Origin of the sequence: Stenotrophomonas humi, from assembly GCF_001431415.1 — a bacterium.
GTDB lineage: Bacteria > Pseudomonadota > Gammaproteobacteria > Xanthomonadales > Xanthomonadaceae > Stenotrophomonas > Stenotrophomonas humi.
The window spans coordinates 29,808-50,155 of the sequence record NZ_LDJI01000015.1 but is presented as its reverse complement, the minus strand read 5'-3'; the positions used below and the strand labels follow the sequence as shown (position 1 = coordinate 50,155).

The following is a 20,348-nucleotide window of genomic DNA, read 5'->3' as shown; positions in this document are numbered from 1 at the left end:
ATGGGCATTTTCAATCCGGGCGCGATGGTCTGGGGCTGGATCATTGATGGTGTCAAGCACCTCCTTGGCAAGTTCAAGGATGCTGCCTCAGGCATCGTCGGCAAGGTGCTTTCCACCTTCGGCCTGACCACGATCACGCTTGAGGCTGTGCTGCCGAACCTCAAGGCGTTCGTTCTGCAGTACACGGGTGGCATCACGGGACAAGCCGCCGATCTGTTGGGCTATCTCGGCGTCGGTACTGCCATTTCCATGATCCTTTCCGCGCTTACCGTGCGCATGGCATGGAAGGTCTTCATCGTGCCGAAATCGATTGCCGATCAGCTCACCGGGGGTGGGTCATGATCTATTGGTTCACCGGCCAACCTGGACACGGCAAAACGCTGCACGCGATTGAGCGCCTTCTGGAATTCAAGGATCAGGGTCGCATTGTCTACGCGTGCAATATCCGCGAGTTCGACTACGGCAAGACTGGCGTGCTGGAGATGACGCCGGAGCAGTTCAATGACTGGCCGAACTTTCTGCCAGACGGTGCTGTCGCCCTGGTAGATGAGGCATATGAGCACGGCATGCTGCCCAAGCGCCCGCCCGGCTCGAAGGTGCCGCACCACGTCGAGCAGCTGGCGAAGCATCGGCATCGTGGCTTGGATTTCATCTTCGTCAGCCAGTCGCCGGACAAGCAGTGCGATCAATTCGTGCACGACCTGATCGAGCGCCATATTCACGTCCGCCGTCGCTTTGGCACCAAGTTCGTGCACCTGCGTGAGTTCGACCGTTTTGAGGCGCAGGCCGAGAAGGCCACGCCGTTGGTAGTTAGGCGCAAGGCGTTGCCCAAGCGGCCGATGGGCACGTACAAGTCCACGGAGTTGGACACCACCGAGCGGCGTATCCCCTGGTACTACATCGCGTTGCCGATTGCTTTAGTACTAGGGCTGTATCTGATGTATTACACGTTCGGCAACATGGGGAAGCGGCTTGGTGGTGAGGACGCAAACGCCAGCATAAAGGCGGCCAACGCAGCTGCGTCACACGACGGAGCGCAAGCGACGGCGGGGGGCGCGGCTGGCGCTGGCAAGCAAATGACCGCTGCCGAATACGCCCGAAAATTTCTGCCGCGTATCCCATCGGAGCCGTGGAGTGCACCTGCATACGATGATGCCCTGTCGCTGCCAAGCAAACCGCCGCGATTGTTCTGCATGTCGTCGATGGGTGGAACCAATGCACAGGGCAAGCATGCAGAGCCGTCGTGTACCTGCATTACCGAGCAGGGCACCAATTACGTGATCGATGAACCTACCTGCCGCTTCGTCGCACGGCGCGGGCAGTACGAGCCCTTTCGTGATGATCGTGATGACCGCTTCGTGGACGGGCCGGCACAGATAGAGCGGGGCAGGGAAGCGGTTGCTGACCGGGCTTCGCAGGGTGGGGCAGTGATTAGTCGCGGTCAGCGTGCCCAGGGCACGTTTCCGGGATCGCCCGGTTACAGCACAAGCACAGTTACGCCGTCGACGGACTTCCAGCTATGACCAGCGCCGGACGTGAAATTCTCAAATGGGTTGCAGTGCTGTTGATGACCGGTGACCACGCCGCAAAGCTGCTTTATGGCGGCTACGTTCCAGTGGTCAGCGAGCTGGGCCGCATCGCGTTCCCTGTGTTCGCTTTGGTGATGGCCTACAACCTCGCGCAACCGGGTGCTGACGTTTCCAAGTCGGTGAAGCGGCTGGCGATGTGGGGGCTGATCGCGCAACCGGTCTACGCTTGGGCTTTCGACGTTATGCTGCCGGTCAACGTCCTGCTGAGCTTCGCGCTGGCCGCTGCGTGCGTGCTGTGCGCCCAGAATCGACGCTGGTGGCTGGTGGTGTTGGCCATACCGATGCCGTTGCTGGTGGACTACCAGTGGGCAGGCATCGTTCTAGTGACGGTGTGGTGGTGGTTGTTCGCCACCAGGCGCGTCGATAGCCATTTCTGGCTGGGTGCGGCCGCATTCGCGCCGCTGTGCTTCTACAACGGCAACGCATGGGCATTGCTGGCGCTGCCGGTGATGGCGCTGGGGCAGGTCGAACTTCAGGTGCCACGCACGCGCTGGGCGTTCTATGGCTACTACGTGGCGCACATTGGGCTGCTCGCCATTATTTCGTGATGCGTCACTAAATCAGCAGGGCGAGTTTGGGATATCGCGCCATCCGCCTTCGATACGTTCGAGGCGCCTACCTTGAATGCAGCGTTGTCCAGGGCGCATCGGTTCGACGGGAGCGCGCCAATCAATGCCGCTGGTGTCGAGCAACTTGTTCGGGTCGAGGCGTATTTTCCTGACAATTGCTTCGTTCTCTTTGCCGGCCTTTTCAAGCTCGCGCAGCGCGGCTTCAATTTGAGCCTGTTGCGCAGGCGTCGGTGTAAGCGCTCGTTCCAGTGCCGCGACCTGTCGTCGGGCATTCCATTCGATCAGGCCCATAGCAATTAGCACCGCAGCAGCTACCAGGACGATGGCGCGCAGCCAAAATCTCGATTCTTCGGAAGGTTGGCCATTGGCCGATGAGCGCGGCCCATTCTTACTTCGGGGCCTGAAATTGACGTCGCTCAGGTCAGCTTTGCCGAGCGTAGGTTCTTGGCGTTCTCGTTCCATGGAATCCCCCAGGCTTCATCCTGAGCGGATTCTAGCCGGGGTGCAGGGGCATTGCCCCAGATCTGACGGCGCCGTGGATCCACCTTGTAGAAAAAACTGGCTGGAAACCATTGCGCTGAAAGGCTTTCAAAAAAGTACCGATCGAGGAAACACCAGGTGTAGGGGCATAGCCCCTACGGTGACGCTCCATGCTTCACCCGCGCCCGGATCGCCTCAGCGTCGGCATCAATGGGACTACCGGGCATGGTTCCGCGTGCCGCGTGGGCAACTGACGAATGCCGCCTTTCATCGGCTTTAGGCTCGGTGTGATCAGGCCTCGAGCGCGCCTGTCAGCTTCAAGCAGTCGCCTGTATTCCTGCGCAAGTTGCGCAGTCAGACTGATCCAAGCCAGATCTTCCGGAAAAAGTTCACGGCCTTCAGGGGTTACCAATCGGCCTCCCTTAAACGCGAAACCGGCCCAAGAGCCGGTCAACTTCCTGTCTTTCATGATTGCCCCTGGTCACGCCGATCGCGTGGAGGGGGCATCGTGCTGGAATCGGCAGAGCCAAAGCCGATCCTTCGTTGACATAATATACATTATGCGAAATTGCTTATCAGCCGTCTGAGCTGGATCTGGCTATGGATCACGTCTCACCTACCATCCCGGCCTCCTAAGGATCAGGGGGAAATTGAGGCATGAGCGACACCTACAACCTGGACAACCGTCCACCGTGCTGGGAACCGGGAACGCAATGCCCGAACAGCTGTGCCAGCGACCACTACCGGCGTGTGATCGACAACCACGTCGCGCTAACAGGCCCATGGGCTGGATGGCGGCTGGCAGGACGAGATCTGGTGGCCCCAAGTGGCGAAAGAATCCCAGAACGCAGACTGCGTGGCCTGCTGTGGCACGCCAATGCCGCTGATTTACGTGACACGTCACGAAAAAGGAATGCGGCACGTAAAGCCGGTCAGCGGTCGATGGTGAAAGTCGTTGTCGTAGACCTGGGCGAATGGCGCGAACGCCACTTCGGAACCAGCGCCGGGTAACAGCGTCACCGTAGGGGCTATGCCCCTACACCCTCAAGTGCCTGGTCGCGACGCCTCGAAACCCTTGCGGCACAAGGGTTTTAAAAGTCGACTTTCTGCAGAGCGGATCCACGGCGCCGTCAGATCGGGGCAACGCCCCTGCACCCTTATCGCAAGACAAACAGCCCGCCAACAATGAGGACTAGCGCAAAGGTCAAATTGATCGCGGCCATCTTGCGAGGCTTTGGCATATTCCGAAGATAGAGCCCCACACCGATAGCAACACCGCCTGCGACAACCACCACCATAGCCACCTTGGCGAACATGCCAACGACACCTGAAACATCAAACTGCATGCCTTTCTCCCCCTAGAAGAAAGGCCGGACTCTACAAGGTGGTGGTTGGTGGCGTCCACGTCTCGCCGGTATACGCGGGCGAGCGGGCGAACTGATCGGCGCGCTTACCTGGCTGATACCCAATCACAGAACCACCACCCTGCCCCTGTACTGCGCCCCGATCTGACGAACCGGCAGGGGTGCCAGCAGGGGCTTTGTACTCATGGTAGACGTTGAACGGCAGCGGCTTTTCCAGCAGCAATTCGCACTGAAAACGCGACATGTCAATTTGAAAACCCTCAGTGTTGAAGCATCGGCAACCCCGATCACTTGAAACACAGCCCGACAACGCTGGTGCAGGCTCTGTGTTGAGCGCGGCGTAGGTTTGCGCACCGGGAGTGAGGACAGCATCGGTAGACGCCGGAGAGGCCGGCACAGGGGCCAGCAAGCTGGCCTCCTTCTGTGCCGGCCCCTCCTCCGGCTTTTCCTTCCCCTTAGGCACAAGGAAATGCCACAACGCCCACAAAACCAGAAGGGTGACAACCAGTTTCGACAGACCAGCCAGCACCTTCTTTGGGATCTTGAACTTGTGGCTGGCCGTGTGAAGCGTGGCGCTTTTGTACTTGCCATAGAGATCCTTCGGATAGGACCAGATCTCTTCCTCCGCCTTCTCACGCTGGTTTTCATCGTATGGATCGACCTGGACACGCGGCCACTGCAGCACGCCCGCAGCCTGCAGACCCATGCCACGATTCATGTGGGTATGTGACCCCACAAGCGTGCGCACCTGATGATGGATCTTGCTCGGCCACTGCGTCAGAAATACGAGGTCAAAGCCCCGGTGGCGATGCGTTGACATTGCACGAATACGGAGGTCTGCGGACTCTCCCGGCTTGCCCGTCGAAGGAAACAAGCTGCCATAGCGCTCAAGCCCCGGCGTATTGCCGTCGGCGTGCGCTTCGTCATAGACGACATATGAGCCGTCCGGAAGCTTGGTCCAGTCGTTGTGTTCCGGCAGCTTTTCTACCCACGGAAATGCATCCGGATTTTCTTCAGTAGTTGAACCAGCAATGTTGGAAAAGAAGCGGCGCAGCGGCTCTTTTCCTTCAGCATGCGCCTTGCTATTGCGCTCGTACTCCTCGCGCATGATGAACATGGCGCGCAGGGACTTGCCGTTTCCCGGTTGCCCGGAAATCAAATACATCATTTCGTTGCCCTCTTGATTCCAACACGCGTGGCACCCATCGCCGCACGCGTGAGCATTGCTGTACCCATGATCGACAACGCTTCGCCGAACCCAAACAGCAACGCAACATTCAACACATCACCACCGATGCCGCCGATCTTGGAAGCTGCTGTGTTCATCGCAGTAGTGATCAACGGCAATGCCACGGCACCGGTAACCAGTGACAACCCTGCCCCGCCCAGCACACGGCCAACACCATCACCAAGCAAGTTTTTAAGGAGAAGCGATAGCCACTTAAGCATCCTTTGTCCCTCTCACGCCCGCGATGATGAACCCGGCAATGATGGCTGCCAGGGCGATGATTACAGGGCGCATGATCGTGCCGAACTGGCAGATCCCTTCAAAGGAAAATTCGGGGGATGCGCTGAATCCACCGAGCGAAACAGTGAAGGAAGCCGCAGATGGACAGGAGCCTCCACCAAGACCGGAGCTCCACGTCTGTGTCACATCGGCCGGAATCTCTTCCTCCCATGGAACCTCAGGGTTTTGAGTGTCTGGGTCATCGGTCTTTACCCATTCGATGAAGTCGCAAACGACCGTTGCCCAGCCGCAGAACGAAGGCCACGGTGAACCATCGTCTTTGGCCGTGTCATCTTCCATATCCGGAGCCGGCGACGGATCGGAGCCCGGCATCCCTTCGCGCTGTTCAATCTGCTGCTTAATGTCGTCCATCATCTGCTGAAGCTCAGGCGTCATGACCGGTCGACCCGTTCGGGGATCGGTCAACAACGAATTCACGACGTCAGGATGCGGTCGGATGGCGTCGCCCAAGCGTTCATCAGAAACAGGGCCTGCATCGGTACCCGGCGATACATTGGTGTAGCCATCCCAGCCAGTGGTAGGGCGCAGCACTAGCTGCACGGGCATGGAAAAACGACAGCTTTCCGTGCCAATGACTCGATAACAGATCAATCCATTGGAAGGTGACTGCTCGATAGCAATCCACCTGCTATCAGGATAGGCAGTGCCGGTGTATCGACTTTGAGCGTAGGGAATCAGGCCATCAATGGTGGGGGCACAGACCTTTTCCCGACACCAGCCTTGGCGGTCAAGTTGCTCCTTCGTACCGGGATCGATGACCTGGTCTTTCAGTTCGTTAATCGCCCACCCGGCGCCATCAATGATGCCTTCGACGGCAAGCGCAACTGCAGTGCCGTATACGCCACCACGAATGGCTTTGCGGCCCATGCTGCCGATCGTGCTTGAACTGACCGGGCCGCTGGACTTGAAGTACTCGCTCCCCGCAGCTACAGCACCTGCCTCCCCTAACCACTTATCCCATGTCGCATTGAACTCGGGTGTCTGCACCCAACGCGTACTGCCATCTGCGTTCTGACCCTGCCGATGCCACCCATTGGATTGAGGCGTAACACGCACCTTGCCAGCCGCGAGGGCATCACCCAACGCAACAACCAGCAGGAACGCCAGAACGAACCACCTCAGTCCGAGAAGGTGATGTACAGCGCGAGAATTCCGACGCATAAGACGAACCATCCCAACATATGACCTCCCAAGAAAAAGGGGGCCAAGCGGCCCCCTCCCCTGCGTCCTGGCATCAGCCGAAGATCGCGCCCTTCATCCACTTCCAGCCCACAGCAGTGGCGGCCGGGAGCAGCTTTGCCGCACCGATTGCGCCAACACCTGCAGTGATCAAAGCAATTGCAGCAACTGCATCACCAACGTCCATTTCTGGCTCCTTGTTTCTTCGTCAATCACGGGTTGTACGGCCTAGGAGTTTTGCTCCCCACGCCACCGCCAATGGAACAGCGGCAGCGCCGAGCAGCTGCAGAACATCGGCCATCGGAATGTCCGGCAGCAGGGTTGGGGCAGGCACCCACGCTTGCACCGCGCATGTGGCGGTCTGTGGGTCGAATTCGACGCACTGCAAGACGTGGGGCTGCGTAGGCATCGGTCAGGGCTTCGCCGAAGCAGATTTGACCAGCGCGGCGTACTTCGAGAAGTTGTGCACGCCCTTGTTGATGCCGACCATCGCGGCGGTATCCATGACGTACTCACCCACCGGCCATGCCGGCTGACCATCTTCCAAGCGCACGTCATACGGGTAGGCGAAACCGCCCGCCTCAACCTTCGCCTTCTGCTTGCGCGTGGTGTACTTGCGCTCCTTGCCGCTGTCATCTTCGAAAACGCCGCTGCGTTCTTCGACCTGGGCAGTGAGGATGGTTACTTTGATCAGTTCCATGGTTTTTCCCTTGGGTTACGCCCGCGATTACGGGCTTTTGATATGCCCCGATGGGGCGAAAAGAATTGCGGTGAGCAGTTGGGCCGTGTCCTCAGGACGCGGACACCACGGCGGCAACTTGGCCCGTGCAGTGCCGACGATCAGGCGCGAGAGCGTTGCTTCATCGCCACCACTGGCATGCAACATCGCGTTGATCATTGGCCCGTACTGGCGGCGGAAATGCATGACGGCGCGCGTGCAGTTGGCAAGCAGCTTTTCGGTGGCAATCCGCAGGCGTTGACCGATACCGCCGACGAAGTCGAGCAGCGGGTAAGCACCAACGAGATACGGCGCTGGATCAATCAGCATGTCCAACGGAAGCTCACGCCGATTGCTGGCATGAAACTCGCCCTCATAGCGCACCCATTCGGACGCCATGTCCCCCTGTTCCCTGCCCTTCTCGTATACGCGCAGCTGTTGCTCAGACTTGCGACTGCCGACATAGAAGGTCTTACCGGTGCGGTTGCCCATATCGTCGATCAGGCGGGCTTTTGGACGCTGACCCCGACGATCGAAACCGCCTTCGTTGTACCGATCGATAGCCCACTGAACGGGCCACTGGCCGAGGAAATCGTCTGCCGCGATATCGACGCGCGTGATGCGCGCATCGCAGATGCCCAGCAGTGAAGCGAGCGACGACCACCGCTCCGCATGGTCATCGCCACTGCTGGCTTCAAATAGGCGGCAGCCATCACCCGTCAGTTCCAGACGACCGGTGTGGGTTCCATCCTGCCGAATGGTGTTTAGGCCACCGAACTCCAACAGGCCCACATGCTCACCACCAGCACGCAGCGCGACGCGCCAGTTGTAGAACCGGCCACGCGATGGATCGCCCAATTCAAACAAGCCGGGGAAGAAGTGATCGGCCAATGCCTGGGCGACAGGTCGCACGCAGGAACCTACCGGGCCGTCGAGATCATCCAAAACCGCCTTGCGGTCATCGACCAAGCCATGAACATCAAGAACGGAAATCAAATCGAAAGAGGCAGCCAGCCAGTCGATCACTACCCCGATCTGTTCATTTTCACTGACTCCCCTGTTAGACGAGGGGAGTCCTACAGCCCCGGCCTCAACCATGGCGCATGCCCTCCCCAAAAACGACAGAGCGGCTGTTGCCGAGGACGGCAACAACGCGATACGAGCGACGGCCACGCAGCAGCGCGTTCCACCAGCGGACGCGCTCTACAGCCCATGCAACGTCATCGCCGTAGCGGCACTTCTGCTGCCAATCGCCATCACCGATGCGCTGTTCAATGACGTATTCCGGTTCCGGCATGGCGCGGAGCGCATCGACTTCCGCGTCCAGGTGCGATGACGGCGGCAGCGGTTGGTAGAAGCGCGGGCTGGCGCTGCGCACGCCGTAAGGAATCTGCCGGCTCATGAGCGGGCCCGCCGAATGGCGCGGATGCGGCGGCGACGGGCGCGGCGGCGAAAGTACTCAAGCCAGCCCTGCCAATCGGCAAAGATCAAAGCGCCGAACACTGGGTAAAGAACGGCCATGAAAGCCAGAACCCCAGCGAAGCGGTGCCACTCATTGGCAGTGATGACGAAGCAGGAGGGATCAGCCACCGCGCTTCCCCTTTCCAAGCAGACCGAACAACGCGAGCGGCACGACCGTAAAGAAGATGCCGCACAGCAGGAACGCGGCAACCTCAATCACGACTCACCTCCGCCCTGGAGACGGCAACGAGGCGAGCAGCGCGGTACGCGGAATCAACACGCGAATCGCGGCGGTCAAGGATCCATGAAATCAGCAGGACGGATCCGCGACCGAGGCAGAAGCCGCACACACCGCAGAGAGCAAGGAGGATGCTGGTCATGCCAGAATCCCCCCAATGGAACGGACGCCAAAGGGGGCGGTATGGATGTAAAACAATCCGGCATGTGGATTCCCACTACCACAGTTGTAGTAGCCACTGCATTTGTGTATGCGATCGGGATGATCAGCGCAGTGATCATTTTCAACCTGGACGTATCGTTCGTTTCCGACTCTAACTCTGAGAAGAGAGCTGCTTGGCTTGCGGCGTTCGGAACGATCGGGGCCGGTATCGCTGCAGGCATAATCAGCTGGAAAGCCGTTCAGTTTTCGCGATTGTCTGAGGTTGCGCGACGGGCGGAAAGCGTTCGGCAATCCCGCGCAAAGGTCGACGGTAGTTGCGCCCGTTTGGCGATTATTCGAAACAAGGCGAGTATTGGCACCTATCCAGCCCAGGTACTCAGGCAGGTCGATCGGCGCATAGAGATGCGTAGTAAAGGAGTTGAGTTGCCAGAGGCCATCCCGAACGCCTTCATGTTGGGACGCCGCGCAATGCGTACTCGCATCGAACTCACTCTGTCGAGAATCAAGCTGGTTCAATGGAGCGATGAGTTCAAGTCCGAGCTTGCAATGAGTGACTTGGAGCAAATCCAGAGGCTTGAGGTCGAGCTGCAGGCGTACCAGCAGTCCGCGCAAAGCCACATCGATGACCTCAAAGGTCCCGATTTTTTTTACAAGTACGACGAAGAGAGCGCGACGACCAAAATCGACGATCGCGCGAAGATCGATATCTACGATGCTGCTATCGATGGTGGTCTGAAAGGACTCAAAGAGAAGGCTACAAGCCTTGAAGCAACCGTCACTGCCGTAATGTCGCGGATTGATACGCGTATCGAAGCATTGAACGAGGAGCAAAGGTTGTTTGAGACGCAACTGATCAGAAAGAAGTAGATCGTTCCGGCCCGCGGCACTACGCCTAACGAGCTCGGGATGGATGATGGTCTTGCGATCTCTGTCCGTCACGGCCACTGCCCCCTCCCCTACACCCTAGAAGCCCGCACCCGGCTCTAGGGGAGGCCGGGGCGGGTGTCCACTATCGGTGGACAGTGCGGAAAGTACACTGGGGGTGGACAGTAGTCAACACAGGGTGGACACGATGGACTTCACAGAGCTTCTTGACCTGGCTAAGCAGGCGTCCGGTGCAACGTCTGACAGCGACCTTTCCCGCAAGCTGGGCGTATCCCGACAGTCCGTGAGCAACTGGCGAAACAGCAATAAATTCCCCGACACGATCACGTGCGCGACGATTGCCGGTATTACCGGCGTACCGCTGGCAAAGGTGTTGGGCATCGTGGGCGAAGCACGCGCCACGGATCAGAAAGAAAAGGCTGTATGGCGCAAATTGGCCGCTACCGCGATGGCCCTAGTGATAGGAGTCGGCCTCGCCTCCCCTGCGCACGTACAGGCATCGGAAACCGGTGTTTCAGCTGCACCGTTTATACATTATGCGAAATTGCATATTCCCATGCCATAGCGCGGCTCAGCTGGATCTGGCTATGGATCACCTCTCACCTACCATCGCGGCCTCCTAAGGATCAGGGGGAAATTGAGGCATGAGCGATACCTACAACCTGGACAACCGCCCACCGTGCTGGGAACCGGGAACGCAATGCCCGAACAGCTGTGCGAGCGACCACTACCGGCGTGTGATCGAGAACCACGTCGTGCTGACTGGCCCATGGGCTGGGTGGCGGCTCGCAGGACGAGATCTGGTGGCCCCAAGCGGCGAAAGAATCCCAGAACGCAGGCTGCGCGGCCTGCTCTGGCACGCACATGCCGCTGATTTACGTGACTCGTCACGAAAAAGGAATGCGGCACGAAAAGCCGGTCAGCGGTCGATGGTGAAAGTCGTCGTCGTAGACCTGGGCGAATGGTGCGAACGCCACTTCGGCGCCACCGCAGGGGCAACGCCCCTGCACCCCGAATCAACCTTCGCGGCAGCGCTGCCAGCCTCCGTGCGGTGAAGAAACCTGAGCCCAACCGTTAGGCAGTTTCCTAAAGGCCTGACCACCCACGCAAGCAAATCCCAGCGCCTTGGCGCCTGAGGTACCGAGACCGGGAAGCGTCACAACTTCAGTTGATGCGGACGGCCTGCCCACACGTACGGCCTCCGACTGAATCAAACGAGCCTCCATCCCTTGACACATGCTGTGGATGGCCGGATGAGGATGATTTCTGTACTGCTCACAGTTCATTGGCTCGGTACCCTTAGCCATAGAATTGTGAGCTGCTCTGGGCGTCTCGGTGACGCGCGGTGTTCCCCGGCCAGCAGCACTATGAATTTGCTGAGCTGACGCGCTACCGGCGAAAACCAACAAAACAACCCCAAAAATTCCCCTGTACATCCCCTGCTCCATGCTGGACGTGAAGGGGAATCATAGCGTCGTCGTCGGAGGCGTGTATCCGCTGATCGTAGTTGCCGGATTACGCGGGAACTGATCGCCGCGCTGGCCGGACGTGTATCCAATGACGGAACCGGGGACAGCAACGGCGCCGGCCTCACTCGCTCCGCTCGCAAAGCCAACGCCGCCGCTGCCCGGACTGAGGTTGTAGAGACGCTGTTCCCGAGTTGTATGGCAGCTCGCTGATGGTCTCGCCGACCTTGTTGCGTGAACAGCCGGAAACTGCACGTGGGCTGGTGCGCGCGGTGAACCGTGGCGTCATGGACACGCTCTGCGAGCCGCAGGCTGCCATCGACCTGCTGGTCGCACACGAACCGGAACAGAACGCCAGTGTCGAACTCGGCCGACTGATGGACACCGTGGATGACATGGGCGGCGCTGAGTGGATCGTCAAGCAGGGTGTGGGTGACATTGATCCGGAACGCATGCGTGCTGGTCTCACACTGACCACAGCACAACGCAAGCTCTCCCGTCTTCCGCAGCTAAACGAGGTATTCAATGCCGCATTCCTGCCCGACATCGGGGAGCGCATCCCTTGTGCACAGGGAACCACGGCACCCCCGGTCGAGAATTGATCTCCAACCGCGAGATCAATCTGATCGTTGCCTGGCAGGCCCATCGCAACGCTAGATGAGTCTCTCGGACGCCGCCGGCGTGTACGCCGGCGGTGGTTCTACGATGTCGTATACCGAGGCACTCAGCGCCCAGTACGGAGGACTTCATCTCCGAGTTTCACCAGCGCCATTGGTGACGATCAGCGGCAAAGCACGCGCAGTACATTTGCCAGCTTTTCGACCGCGATTTCCAGTTCGTGCGGTGTATGGGCCGCGAATCCCATGAGAAAGCCCGCCCTATGGCAGCTCGACGCATACAGTGCCGTCAACCCCAACAAATCGATGCCGGCGCTGCGTGCAGTCTCCACGACCTCAGGCTCGGGGATGTCACGAACGAAAACGCACGGCATCTGCATTCCGCCGGTGGGAACCAGTGGCTCCACGAAGTCAGCCAGATGCTCCCGCACCAACCGCGCCAACACGTCACGCCGCTCGGCATAGACGGCGCGCATCGTACGTACATGTGCGCCGAAGTGGCCGCCTTCGATGAAACGCGCCAATGTCAGCTGCGGAATCGGCGCGCTATGACCATCCAGCAAGGTGCGGGCCACAGTCATGGGCCTCACCAGTTGCGGCGGCAAAACCATGTAGCCAATGCGTAGACCGGGGAACAACGATTTGGTGAAGGTACCGATGTAGATCGTCCGCGCATGCGGATCGAGTCCCTGCACGCAAGCGGTGGGTTTTCCTGCGTAGTGAAACTCGCTGTCGTAGTCGTCTTCAATGATCCAGCCCTGGCACGCTCTGGCCCATTCAATGATGGCCAAGCGCCGATCCAGCGCCAATGTCGCTCCGGTTGGGAACTGGTGTGATGGCGTCAGAAACACCGCCCTGCCCGGCTCGCCGGATAACTTGCTTGCTTCGAGCAGAAGCTCGACCTGCATGCCAGCGGCATCCAGCTGTATCGGCACGCACTTCAATCCAGCAGCGTCGAACGCCTTGCGCGCACCGTGGTACATGGGATCTTCGACGAAGATTTTGTCTCCCGGGTCGAGCAACACGGTGGCGCACAGGGTCAAGGCCTGCTGGGAACTAGTCAGCACCAGCACTTGATCGGGAGTAGCACGCGCACCGCGTTCGAGATTGGCGTAATCAGCGATTGCCTGCCGCAGCGGCTCCATGCCCTGTGGCGGGCTGTGCAACAGGGATGCGGTGCCGTATTCCTTCAACACCTGACGCCCCAGACGCTCCCAGGTCTGGAGCGGAAAGCTGCGTGTTTCCGGCACACCGGGCGCGAAGGGGCGTGGTGTCACGAAATCGCGTACACCACCGCCGCCAAACATCGCGCTGCCCCGTTGGCTGAGACGCGGTGTTGTCCTGTCATCCACAGCGGATCGCCGACGTCTGCCAGAGCCCGGCAAGTGTTGAACCCGCTCCGACACGAAGCTGCCACTGCCCACCCGACGCTCGATGAAACCTTCGGCATGCAATTGGCTGTAGGCCGCCTCCACGGTGTCGCGGGAAACACCCAGCGATTTGGCCAGGGCACGCGATGCGGGTAACGGCCTACCCAAAGCAAGCGCGCCGTCGAGGATCAATTGGCGAAGGGCTCGCTGGAGACGCGCGTGCAGCGGCAGCGCCCCATGCACAGGGTCACCGATCCAGGCTTTTACGGATTCAAGTTGAGCGTGCTTGAACAATTGGCCGGCGCCTAATCGTAAAAGTGGCGGGGAACATCCAGCCATTTTGAACCTATAAATACGTTTCACAAGCCACTTGACCGATTTGCCAGGAGTCAGCGTCAACCCATGTCATCTTCACCCTCATCCCTTCATTGGAAAGATCTCACCCATCCCATCGTGGCCGGACTGATCTCGGTCATCGTCAACTACGGCGGCACATTCATTCTGGTGTTCCAGGCTGCGAAAGTCGCTGGCCTGAGTCCGGAGCTGACGGCCTCCTGGGTATGGTCGATTTCCATCGGCGTGGGCGTGACAGGGATTCTCCTGAGTTGGAGGCATCGCGAACCGATCATCACCGCCTGGTCTACGCCGGCTGCGGCATTTCTGGTCACAGCACTGGCAACTACGCCTTATGCAGAGGCGGTAGGTGCCTATCTGATCTCAGCAGCGGCATTTGTGGTGTTGGGGTTGTCGGGTTGGTTCGAACGTGTCATCCGTCTGATCCCGTCAGGTGTCGCCGCTGGACTGCTGGCAGGCATCCTGCTGCAGTTCGGCATCGGCGCGTTCGGCGGCATGAGCATTGATCCGCTACTGGTTGGGCTGTTAATCGTTGCCTACGTAGTGTTCAAGCGCTTCTCTGCACGCTATGCAGTGGTGGGCATCCTGGTGCTGGGGCTGGCCTTTCTGCTGATTCAAGATCGCACCGATCTGTCAGGACTGCATCTCAAGCTGGCCGCGCCCGTCTTCACCATGCCGGTGTTTTCGCTCAATGCACTGCTGAGCGTGGCGCTGCCGCTGTTCGTGATCACCCTCACCGGCCAATACATGCCCGGCATGCTTGTACTGCGTGGTGACGGCTTCAAGACCAGCGCCAATCCCATCGTGACGACGACCGGTCTCGGCTCCCTGCTAATGGCACCGTTTGGGTCGCACGCCTTCAACATTGCCGCAATCACGGCTGCCATCTGCACAGGACGCGAAGCGCAGGAAGATCCTTCCAAGCGCTGGATCGCCGGCATTGCCGCTGGCGTGTTCTACATTCTGGTTGGCGTATTTGGAGTGACGCTGGCGGCTGTTTTCATGGCTTTCCCGGCGACGTTCATCACCACGTTGGCGGGGTTGGCGTTGCTGGGCGCCATCGGCGGCAGCCTCGCCAATGCGATGGCCGACGCCAAGACCCGCGAAGCGGCCTTGATCACCTTCCTGGCGGTGGCTGCGAACATCAGCCTGTTGGGAGTTGGCGGTGCGTTCTGGGGACTGATGATTGGACTGGTGGCCTACGCTGTGCTCAATGGTCGGTTGCCGAATCCGTGGAAATCGGTTGCCAGCACTTCCAGTTGAGTACTGAAATACCCAGCCGTTCGGTGGGTTACACCCAACCAGCACCAGGATCGTCATGAACCGCTGCACGCATCCTTCTTCCACGCAATGGGTGAAGCTGCGTGCGTGCAAAGCGTAATAGCGATCAATATAGTCCGAGGCGCAAAATCACAATCAACCTGCCCTGCACTGTCTAGCGTGGCCTGCGCAGTCGACCCAACTGTGTCGCCCGAATAAGCATATGTTCGTATATTCCGTGAGATTCGAAGGAAGCTCGAGCCATCCTGTGATGCATCTGACAGATTGGCCGGAGATTTCCACATCGAATGCAAATCATCTGGAAAAAAGCCTCGGCTCCGCGCTGAGGTCGGAGATACAAAGAAAGTTACAGGCTGGCGCTCCCGTCCCTTTGCCGCGTACCAAACCGAGTAACGGCGTCAACATCCATCTATCGACCGGCGAGTCCCTCAAGGTCCTGGTGCACAACGAGATCGTAAAGAGCCGGATGACGCACGAGGCGCTGGCCAAGTCGCTGAGCATTCCCGCGCAGGCGCTGGACTTGGAGCACCCCGTGGACGTGGACCTGCTCTCCAGCATGGTGGCCGTCGTGGGCAAGCGGCTTGTCGCCTACATCTCCTAAACCGGCAAGCCCATCGCCATCTGATTCATCGCAGCCAGGCCGACCGCAGATGCTGGACAGCCATCACTAACAGCTTTCAGCTCTTGCCTCAGACACTTCCGCCAGATCGTCGGCAAATCGCATGGAAATCGTTGTTCCGATGCGTGCACTGCTCTCGGCACTAACCGTGCCTCCTGCCCGCTGGAGCAAGTCACGAACGACCGAGAGCCCAAGCCCGCTGCCCTGCCCGCGTGGCTTGGTAGTGAAGAATGGCTCGAAAAGATGCGCCAGCACATCGTCTTCCATGCCTGCCCCGGTGTCGGCCAGATCCAGCACCAACCGGCTGCCGTTCCTACGTGCCCGCAGGGAGAAGCAGCCGCCATCGGGCATGGCGTGATCCGCGTTCGCGACGACGTTCAAAATCATCAGGTCGAACTGCATCCGATCGAAGAATATCGAAGGCAGATTCTCATTGAGCGTGACTTCGACTCTCACATCCGGCCCCATCAATTGCCGAATCATCGGAATCAGCGCAGTCAACGCCTCGCCCGGATCGAACCACTCCTCCACGCCCTCCTCCTGTCGAACGAGCGACAGCAGCCGGCGAGTCAACAGGTTGGCCCGGCTCACCGCCGAATCGATACCGACCAGCGATTCACGCATCTGCGCCTCGCCGCCGGAGTGCAGCCCCCTGCGTACGTACCCGCCTGCCACTGACAGGACATTGCCGAAGTCGTGGGCGCCCCCACTTGCGAGCCTACCGACGGCTTCCATCTTTTGCGCCTGGACCAACTGTGCAAAGGTGCGCTCGCGCTCCGCCATTTCTTCCTTCAAGCGCCGGTTGGCGACATCCAATGCGTCCCCGCGTGTCTGCGCTTCCCGAAGGCTTTCGCGGAGGGCGACAGAGCTTCGGTCCAGCACGACAGCAATCATCAGAAAGATGGCCATACTGAAAGCCGCATCGCCCAAGAGTTCGACCGCCTTGCCCTGCTTTCCGATATCCACTGCTATCCCCAGCCCGAAGGCCGCGGCGATGCAGAGGAACATCAGCCACAAAGCCACACGCCCCACCGCTAGCGCAGCAATCGCCATCCAGATGGCCAGGACCGGCTGCTCGAACCGCTGCCCACCAAAACCTGCGACCAGGTAGGCGGGAATCACTGTCGCTGCGAACACTGCCAGCAACGCATGGGAGGCTGGCCTGAATTTCCCTTTGCGCACGAGCACCAAGCTCAATGCGGCGATGGCACTGACGGACAGGCCGAACACCATGCCGGTGACTTCACCCGGCCGCCACGGGATATCCACCAGCAACGCCCGATAGCACCAAGCGGCCGTCGGGAGCACCGCCAGCAGGAAGGAAACCAACTGAAGCATCGGCGCATTACGTCGATCCACCGGATCGACTACTGGCACATCCAGCACCCAGTGCAGCATGCTTCGCCATCGCTGCAGGCCCCTGGCCCACGCACTTACAGGCGACACCAAGACGTTGTTTTCCACTCTGCCTGCTCTCCCCATTGCACCCACTTGCTGGCTGCCGAATTGGTCAGCCCCTGCTCCCCACCATCAATCACAAATAAAACATATCTATTTGAAATTTAAGGTTAATAAACCTACCCAAGGATGTATTACTCACATCGTCCCTCACGCCAAAAAAACCAAACCATCTTCGAATCCTGGCATCGGCGAGGCCCGTTCTGCGCATAAGACAGCGCTTCTCATTAGGAACTGGATCACGGGGCCCTTCCTCTGCAAAGTTTACCGGCCCTCAAAGGCCACTGAGTAAGTATTTTGAAAGAGCGGTGCCGTCACTAGTCCTAATGAGTGCATCCAAACCCTTCGCTGCCTCGTATGACTTGGACACGATCACGAAGCAAGAGACAAGCACTAGACATGCAGATGCGCGGACAACTACTTGGACTTTCGGGCTGGGCCTTGATCACCTTCCTTGCCGCTGCGCTGGGCGCACGCGCCTCCATCTCTGCCGCCAGTTTCTACGCCAATCTTGCGCTGCCTGCATGGGCACCACCGGCTAGCCTGTTCGGGCCGGTGTGGTCCGCACTGTATGCACTGATGGCGCTGGCGGCATTCCTTGTCTGGCGCGAACGCGGTTGGGGCGCGGCAGCACCGGCCTTGATGCTGTACCTGCTGCAGCTGAGCCTCAACACCTTGTGGAGCTGGCTGTTCTTCGGCTGGAAACAAGGTGCGCTAGCCTTTGCCGACATCCTGCTCCTACTGGTGTTGATCGTTGCCACGCTGATTGCGTTCTGGCGCATTCATAAGCTGGCGGCCTGCCTGCTGCTGCCCTACCTCGCGTGGGTGAGCTTTGCCAGCGTGCTCAACCATGCGGTCTGGCAGGCGAATCCAGGGCTGTTGTAAGCAAGCGAATTCTGCAGCCTATGCACTGCATTGCACTTGCAGGATCACGCCGCGTTGGCATCTCCAAGCTGGTTTATCTGCGCGCATTCCACCACATCCGGTGGATCACGCATGCGCGCCAGCGCGATCATCGCGCGGCCAACGCTCAGGTTGCTGGTCACCATCGACGGCAGCGCAGCGCCTGCCAGCTGCATCAGCGGCCCGCCGAGCACATACAGTGGCTTCAACAGCCTATGGCGGGTGCCCGTGCCGGTAACCGGGCACACGCCACCCGGCCGCAGCATCACCGTCCGTCCTGACAGCTGCACCAATGCCTGTTCGGTCTCGCCCTTGATGCGCAGCGGCATGATGTGGCTTTCAGGGTTGGCGTGGGCACCTGATACATACAGGAACATGCCCTGTGGATTGGCTGCAAACCAGGTCTGCGCAACCGCCAGCGTGGTGTCCAGCGTGACTCGCCGGTACTCCTCTTCCGCAGTGCCAACCGGTGCCGCACCTGCGCAATAGAAGCAGGCATCGAAGCCAACCAGATCGGCGCGCCGGCGGTGTGCCTGCTGGAAGTCCTCCAGCACCAACTCCTCGGTCGCCGTCACCAGCCCGCCCGCACGCCGCACCAGCGCGACCGTGCGCTTGACGTGCGCGGAACCGGCGCAGGCCAATGCCACGCCCTGACCGACCAGCCCACTGGCCCCGGTCAACACGATCTTCAGGCGTCCGGCATCGTTCATCGCTTGCGTCCCGTGCGAACTAGAGTTTGACGAAGCGCTGCACTTTGCGCGCCAACCAGCCACTGAACACCAACGGTGCATCCAGCGCCGACACGCAGATGCATGGCACACCGGGTGCCGTTACCGGCTGGTGCTCGACGTCGCCATCCAGGTCTGCCACGTCGCCGGGTGCGAACAAGCCCAAGGCATCGTTGTACGAGCCGCGCAGGATCTGTGTGAGTTCACTGCGGCCATGACTGTGCATCGGCAGGCACTTGCCCGGCGCGATCTTCAGCATGATCAGGGACGGCATCTGCTTCGCACGGATGCAATGCACACCCGGCGCCATCCAACGCCAACGCAGGCTACCCAGCGAATCACCGAAGTAAGGGTGCAGCGATGCCGGCAGATACTCCGGGTCGGCCTGCGGGCGCTCTGGCGGCAAGGGGCGCTCTGGCGGCTGCTCCGGCATCGCGGTCGTGCTGGGCTCCATCAGCTGCGCCAGTATGGCAGCACGCAGCGTTTCGCGCCGCGCTTCCTCAAGCACGGGCTGGGTTTGTTCAAGCAATGCCGAGCCGACCGCTTCGGCTTCACGCAGGCGCTTGCGGCAGTGTGGGCACTGCTCAAGATGGACGCCGGCAACGATGCTCAACGGCGCCTGCAGGGCACCGGCGGCATAGCTCATCAAGGTCGATTCGTGCAGGTGGTGATGCGGATTCATGCCGCACCCCCGACCTTGGACTGCAGCAGCACGAACGCCCGCCGCAGATGTGACTTCACCGTTCCCAAGGGCATCCCCAACGCCTGTGCGATCTCGCCGTGGCTCTTCGCCTCGAAATAGGACATCCGCACCAGCCGCGCCTGCACGGCGGAGAGTTCGTTGATGCGTTGCCGCAGCCGTGCGTGGTCGGCGAACTGCTCGGCACTGCTGCGCTCAAGCACGTCGCTGGCAGCGGCGTCTTCCACGGCTGCCTGCACCAGCGTCCAGCTGCGCTCATGGCGCACGCGGTCGATATGCAGGTTGCGCGCGATGCGGTACAGCCAGGTGCTCAGCGCGCCCTGCGCCGGGTCGTAGTCAGCCGCGCGCAGCCACAGCCGCAACAGGCATTCCTGTGCCAGCTCCTCGGCCACTGCCGCGGGGTCGCCCAAGCCACGCAGGTAGACGCACAGGCGCGGCATGAAATGGTCGTATATGCGCATGAAACAGTCGCGGTCACGCAGCCGCGCCACACCGTCCATGTCGCCGGTCCAGTTCATTGGCTCTTTGCTCAGCTGCTGTGAACTGGACACGATCCGCGCGGTGTCGAAAGGGGAAGGGGCTTTGCCGGGGTCAGGGTACATCTGCGTGGGCGGCGTTGGAGTGAATGTGGTGTCCTTGCTACGCACGGCGGCGGCAATTGGATGCACTCGCTGCCTGC

General features: G+C 60.0%; 26 protein-coding genes. 11 read left to right on the top strand and 15 right to left on the bottom strand.

Annotation, left to right across the window (positions count from 1 at the left end; all coding sequences use genetic code 11):
- From ABB26_RS08705 to ABB26_RS08695, 3 genes are read left to right on the top strand one after another with little or no spacing between them, the layout of a single operon-like run.
- The gene (locus tag ABB26_RS08705; RefSeq protein WP_057633288.1) at positions 1-342 is read left to right on the top strand and encodes a DUF2523 family protein; all 342 of its coding nucleotides are present in this window, start codon (positions 1-3) and stop codon (positions 340-342) included.
- Entirely contained in the window at positions 339-1,523 is a 1,185-nt protein-coding gene (locus tag ABB26_RS08700) for a zonular occludens toxin domain-containing protein (protein ID WP_057633287.1), read from the top strand. Before ABB26_RS08705 ends, ABB26_RS08700 begins: the two co-directional genes overlap by 4 nt.
- Positions 1,520-2,137: a TraX family protein gene (locus ABB26_RS08695; RefSeq protein ID WP_057633286.1), complete on the top strand. Its 618-nt coding sequence runs from the start codon at positions 1,520-1,522 to the stop codon at positions 2,135-2,137. Before ABB26_RS08700 ends, ABB26_RS08695 begins: the two co-directional genes overlap by 4 nt.
- Before the next feature lie 12 nt (positions 2,138-2,149).
- Here the strand turns inward: ABB26_RS08695 and ABB26_RS18940 are convergent, their stop codons facing one another.
- Positions 2,150-2,620, bottom strand: a complete 471-nt coding sequence (locus ABB26_RS18940) for a hypothetical protein (protein WP_152982605.1) — start codon at positions 2,618-2,620, stop codon at positions 2,150-2,152.
- 193 nt (positions 2,621-2,813) lie between these two features.
- Positions 2,814-3,107 (bottom strand): DUF3653 domain-containing protein, encoded by a 294-nt coding sequence (locus ABB26_RS18630; protein ID WP_083490746.1) that lies wholly within the window; start codon positions 3,105-3,107, stop codon positions 2,814-2,816.
- A gap of 188 nt (positions 3,108-3,295) precedes the next feature.
- Between ABB26_RS18630 and ABB26_RS19290 the strand changes: the two genes are divergently transcribed.
- Positions 3,296-3,649, top strand: a complete 354-nt coding sequence (locus tag ABB26_RS19290; protein ID WP_211261946.1) for a hypothetical protein — start codon at positions 3,296-3,298, stop codon at positions 3,647-3,649.
- Positions 3,650-3,795: 146 nt separating this feature from the next.
- Here ABB26_RS19290 and ABB26_RS08685 read toward each other — a convergent pair whose 3' ends face one another.
- The 8 genes from ABB26_RS08685 to ABB26_RS08655 form a co-directional block, all read right to left on the bottom strand.
- On the bottom strand, positions 3,796-3,984 hold the full coding sequence (locus tag ABB26_RS08685) for a hypothetical protein (protein ID WP_057633284.1): 189 nt from the start codon (positions 3,982-3,984) through the stop codon (positions 3,796-3,798).
- 31 nt (positions 3,985-4,015) lie between these two features.
- Complete coding sequence (locus ABB26_RS08680) at positions 4,016-5,170, bottom strand: zonular occludens toxin domain-containing protein (RefSeq protein ID WP_057633283.1); 1,155 nt, start codon at positions 5,168-5,170, stop codon at positions 4,016-4,018.
- Positions 5,167-5,451 (bottom strand): DUF2523 family protein, encoded by a 285-nt coding sequence (locus tag ABB26_RS08675; RefSeq protein ID WP_057633282.1) that lies wholly within the window; start codon positions 5,449-5,451, stop codon positions 5,167-5,169. Before ABB26_RS08675 ends, ABB26_RS08680 begins: the two co-directional genes overlap by 4 nt.
- Positions 5,444-6,397: a virulence factor TspB C-terminal domain-related protein gene (locus tag ABB26_RS18935; protein ID WP_152982604.1), complete on the bottom strand. Its 954-nt coding sequence runs from the start codon at positions 6,395-6,397 to the stop codon at positions 5,444-5,446. Before ABB26_RS18935 ends, ABB26_RS08675 begins: the two co-directional genes overlap by 8 nt.
- Before the next feature lie 367 nt (positions 6,398-6,764).
- Positions 6,765-6,896, bottom strand: coding sequence for a major capsid protein (locus ABB26_RS19425; protein WP_245626174.1), 132 nt, complete (start codon positions 6,894-6,896; stop codon positions 6,765-6,767).
- 225 nt (positions 6,897-7,121) lie between these two features.
- Positions 7,122-7,409, bottom strand: coding sequence for a single-stranded DNA-binding protein (locus ABB26_RS08665; protein ID WP_057633280.1), 288 nt, complete (start codon positions 7,407-7,409; stop codon positions 7,122-7,124).
- Positions 7,410-7,436: 27 nt separating this feature from the next.
- Entirely contained in the window at positions 7,437-8,453 is a 1,017-nt protein-coding gene (locus tag ABB26_RS08660; RefSeq protein WP_057633279.1) for a replication initiation factor domain-containing protein, read from the bottom strand.
- 64 nt (positions 8,454-8,517) lie between these two features.
- Positions 8,518-8,829, bottom strand: coding sequence for a hypothetical protein (locus ABB26_RS08655; RefSeq protein ID WP_057633278.1), 312 nt, complete (start codon positions 8,827-8,829; stop codon positions 8,518-8,520).
- Positions 8,830-8,946: 117 nt separating this feature from the next.
- Between ABB26_RS08655 and ABB26_RS08650 the strand changes: the two genes are divergently transcribed.
- The 4 genes from ABB26_RS08650 to ABB26_RS08640 all read left to right on the top strand — a co-directional run bounded on the left by ABB26_RS08650 (position 8,947) and on the right by ABB26_RS08640 (position 12,241).
- Positions 8,947-10,155, top strand: a complete 1,209-nt coding sequence (locus ABB26_RS08650) for a hypothetical protein (RefSeq protein WP_152982603.1) — start codon at positions 8,947-8,949, stop codon at positions 10,153-10,155.
- A gap of 205 nt (positions 10,156-10,360) precedes the next feature.
- On the top strand, positions 10,361-10,738 hold the full coding sequence (locus tag ABB26_RS08645) for a DUF3693 domain-containing protein (protein ID WP_152982602.1): 378 nt from the start codon (positions 10,361-10,363) through the stop codon (positions 10,736-10,738).
- Positions 10,739-10,817: 79 nt separating this feature from the next.
- Complete coding sequence (locus ABB26_RS19155) at positions 10,818-11,228, top strand: hypothetical protein (protein WP_161809026.1); 411 nt, start codon at positions 10,818-10,820, stop codon at positions 11,226-11,228.
- Positions 11,229-11,851: 623 nt separating this feature from the next.
- Positions 11,852-12,241, top strand: coding sequence for a substrate-binding domain-containing protein (locus ABB26_RS08640; RefSeq protein WP_152982599.1), 390 nt, complete (start codon positions 11,852-11,854; stop codon positions 12,239-12,241).
- A gap of 179 nt (positions 12,242-12,420) precedes the next feature.
- Here ABB26_RS08640 and pdxR read toward each other — a convergent pair whose 3' ends face one another.
- Complete coding sequence (gene pdxR, locus ABB26_RS08635) at positions 12,421-13,920, bottom strand: MocR-like pyridoxine biosynthesis transcription factor PdxR (protein ID WP_057633274.1); 1,500 nt, start codon at positions 13,918-13,920, stop codon at positions 12,421-12,423.
- A 108-nt stretch (positions 13,921-14,028) separates the two neighbouring features.
- Here pdxR and ABB26_RS08630 point away from each other — a divergent pair, with 108 nt between their 5' ends.
- Both ABB26_RS08630 and ABB26_RS08625 read left to right on the top strand, forming a co-directional pair.
- Positions 14,029-15,243, top strand: coding sequence for a benzoate/H(+) symporter BenE family transporter (locus ABB26_RS08630; protein WP_057633273.1), 1,215 nt, complete (start codon positions 14,029-14,031; stop codon positions 15,241-15,243).
- Positions 15,244-15,631: 388 nt separating this feature from the next.
- Positions 15,632-15,862 (top strand): hypothetical protein, encoded by a 231-nt coding sequence (locus ABB26_RS08625; protein ID WP_152982598.1) that lies wholly within the window; start codon positions 15,632-15,634, stop codon positions 15,860-15,862.
- Positions 15,863-15,928: 66 nt separating this feature from the next.
- On the opposite strand, the gene ABB26_RS08620 is transcribed toward ABB26_RS08625, so the two are convergent.
- Positions 15,929-17,278 (bottom strand): sensor histidine kinase, encoded by a 1,350-nt coding sequence (locus ABB26_RS08620; protein ID WP_161809025.1) that lies wholly within the window; start codon positions 17,276-17,278, stop codon positions 15,929-15,931.
- Positions 17,279-17,737: 459 nt separating this feature from the next.
- On the opposite strand from ABB26_RS08620, the gene ABB26_RS08615 reads away from it, so the two are divergent.
- Positions 17,738-18,223, top strand: coding sequence for a TspO/MBR family protein (locus tag ABB26_RS08615; RefSeq protein ID WP_057633270.1), 486 nt, complete (start codon positions 17,738-17,740; stop codon positions 18,221-18,223).
- 44 nt (positions 18,224-18,267) lie between these two features.
- On the opposite strand, the gene ABB26_RS08610 is transcribed toward ABB26_RS08615, so the two are convergent.
- Genes ABB26_RS08610 through ABB26_RS08600 form a run of 3 tightly spaced genes read right to left on the bottom strand, consistent with a single transcriptional unit; the run spans position 18,268 to position 20,271 of the window.
- On the bottom strand, positions 18,268-18,951 hold the full coding sequence (locus ABB26_RS08610) for a Rossmann-fold NAD(P)-binding domain-containing protein (protein ID WP_057633269.1): 684 nt from the start codon (positions 18,949-18,951) through the stop codon (positions 18,268-18,270).
- Between the two features lie 19 nt (positions 18,952-18,970).
- The gene (locus ABB26_RS08605) at positions 18,971-19,651 is read right to left on the bottom strand and encodes a ChrR family anti-sigma-E factor (RefSeq protein ID WP_057633268.1); all 681 of its coding nucleotides are present in this window, start codon (positions 19,649-19,651) and stop codon (positions 18,971-18,973) included.
- On the bottom strand, positions 19,648-20,271 hold the full coding sequence (locus tag ABB26_RS08600; protein WP_057633267.1) for a sigma-70 family RNA polymerase sigma factor: 624 nt from the start codon (positions 20,269-20,271) through the stop codon (positions 19,648-19,650). The genes ABB26_RS08605 and ABB26_RS08600 overlap by 4 nt, the downstream gene beginning before the upstream one ends.
- Between the last annotated feature and the right edge of the window lie 77 nt (positions 20,272-20,348).

Bases quoted from the DNA above. Each gene is read 5' to 3' on its own strand.
- ABB26_RS08705 (WP_057633288.1), top strand. From the start codon at position 1: ATGGGCATTTTCAATCCGGGCGCGATGGTCTGGGGCTGGATCATTGAT.
- ABB26_RS08700 (WP_057633287.1), top strand. From the start codon at position 339: ATGATCTATTGGTTCACCGGCCAACCTGGACACGGCAAAACGCTGCAC.
- ABB26_RS08695 (WP_057633286.1), top strand. From the start codon at position 1,520: ATGACCAGCGCCGGACGTGAAATTCTCAAATGGGTTGCAGTGCTGTTG.
- ABB26_RS18940 (WP_152982605.1), bottom strand. From the start codon at position 2,620: ATGGAACGAGAACGCCAAGAACCTACGCTCGGCAAAGCTGACCTGAGC.
- ABB26_RS18630 (WP_083490746.1), bottom strand. From the start codon at position 3,107: ATGAAAGACAGGAAGTTGACCGGCTCTTGGGCCGGTTTCGCGTTTAAG.
- ABB26_RS19290 (WP_211261946.1), top strand. From the start codon at position 3,296: ATGAGCGACACCTACAACCTGGACAACCGTCCACCGTGCTGGGAACCG.
- ABB26_RS08685 (WP_057633284.1), bottom strand. From the start codon at position 3,984: ATGCAGTTTGATGTTTCAGGTGTCGTTGGCATGTTCGCCAAGGTGGCT.
- ABB26_RS08680 (WP_057633283.1), bottom strand. From the start codon at position 5,170: ATGATGTATTTGATTTCCGGGCAACCGGGAAACGGCAAGTCCCTGCGC.
- ABB26_RS08675 (WP_057633282.1), bottom strand. From the start codon at position 5,451: ATGCTTAAGTGGCTATCGCTTCTCCTTAAAAACTTGCTTGGTGATGGT.
- ABB26_RS18935 (WP_152982604.1), bottom strand. From the start codon at position 6,397: ATGGGCCGCAAAGCCATTCGTGGTGGCGTATACGGCACTGCAGTTGCG.
- ABB26_RS19425 (WP_245626174.1), bottom strand. From the start codon at position 6,896: ATGGACGTTGGTGATGCAGTTGCTGCAATTGCTTTGATCACTGCAGGT.
- ABB26_RS08665 (WP_057633280.1), bottom strand. From the start codon at position 7,409: ATGGAACTGATCAAAGTAACCATCCTCACTGCCCAGGTCGAAGAACGC.
- ABB26_RS08655 (WP_057633278.1), bottom strand. From the start codon at position 8,829: ATGAGCCGGCAGATTCCTTACGGCGTGCGCAGCGCCAGCCCGCGCTTC.
- ABB26_RS08650 (WP_152982603.1), top strand. From the start codon at position 8,947: ATGAAAGCCAGAACCCCAGCGAAGCGGTGCCACTCATTGGCAGTGATG.
- ABB26_RS08645 (WP_152982602.1), top strand. From the start codon at position 10,361: ATGGACTTCACAGAGCTTCTTGACCTGGCTAAGCAGGCGTCCGGTGCA.
- ABB26_RS19155 (WP_161809026.1), top strand. From the start codon at position 10,818: ATGAGCGATACCTACAACCTGGACAACCGCCCACCGTGCTGGGAACCG.
- ABB26_RS08640 (WP_152982599.1), top strand. From the start codon at position 11,852: ATGGTCTCGCCGACCTTGTTGCGTGAACAGCCGGAAACTGCACGTGGG.
- ABB26_RS08630 (WP_057633273.1), top strand. From the start codon at position 14,029: ATGTCATCTTCACCCTCATCCCTTCATTGGAAAGATCTCACCCATCCC.
- ABB26_RS08620 (WP_161809025.1), bottom strand. From the start codon at position 17,278: ATGCTGCACTGGGTGCTGGATGTGCCAGTAGTCGATCCGGTGGATCGA.
- ABB26_RS08615 (WP_057633270.1), top strand. From the start codon at position 17,738: ATGCAGATGCGCGGACAACTACTTGGACTTTCGGGCTGGGCCTTGATC.
- ABB26_RS08610 (WP_057633269.1), bottom strand. From the start codon at position 18,951: ATGAACGATGCCGGACGCCTGAAGATCGTGTTGACCGGGGCCAGTGGG.
- ABB26_RS08605 (WP_057633268.1), bottom strand. From the start codon at position 19,651: ATGAATCCGCATCACCACCTGCACGAATCGACCTTGATGAGCTATGCC.
- ABB26_RS08600 (WP_057633267.1), bottom strand. From the start codon at position 20,271: ATGTACCCTGACCCCGGCAAAGCCCCTTCCCCTTTCGACACCGCGCGG.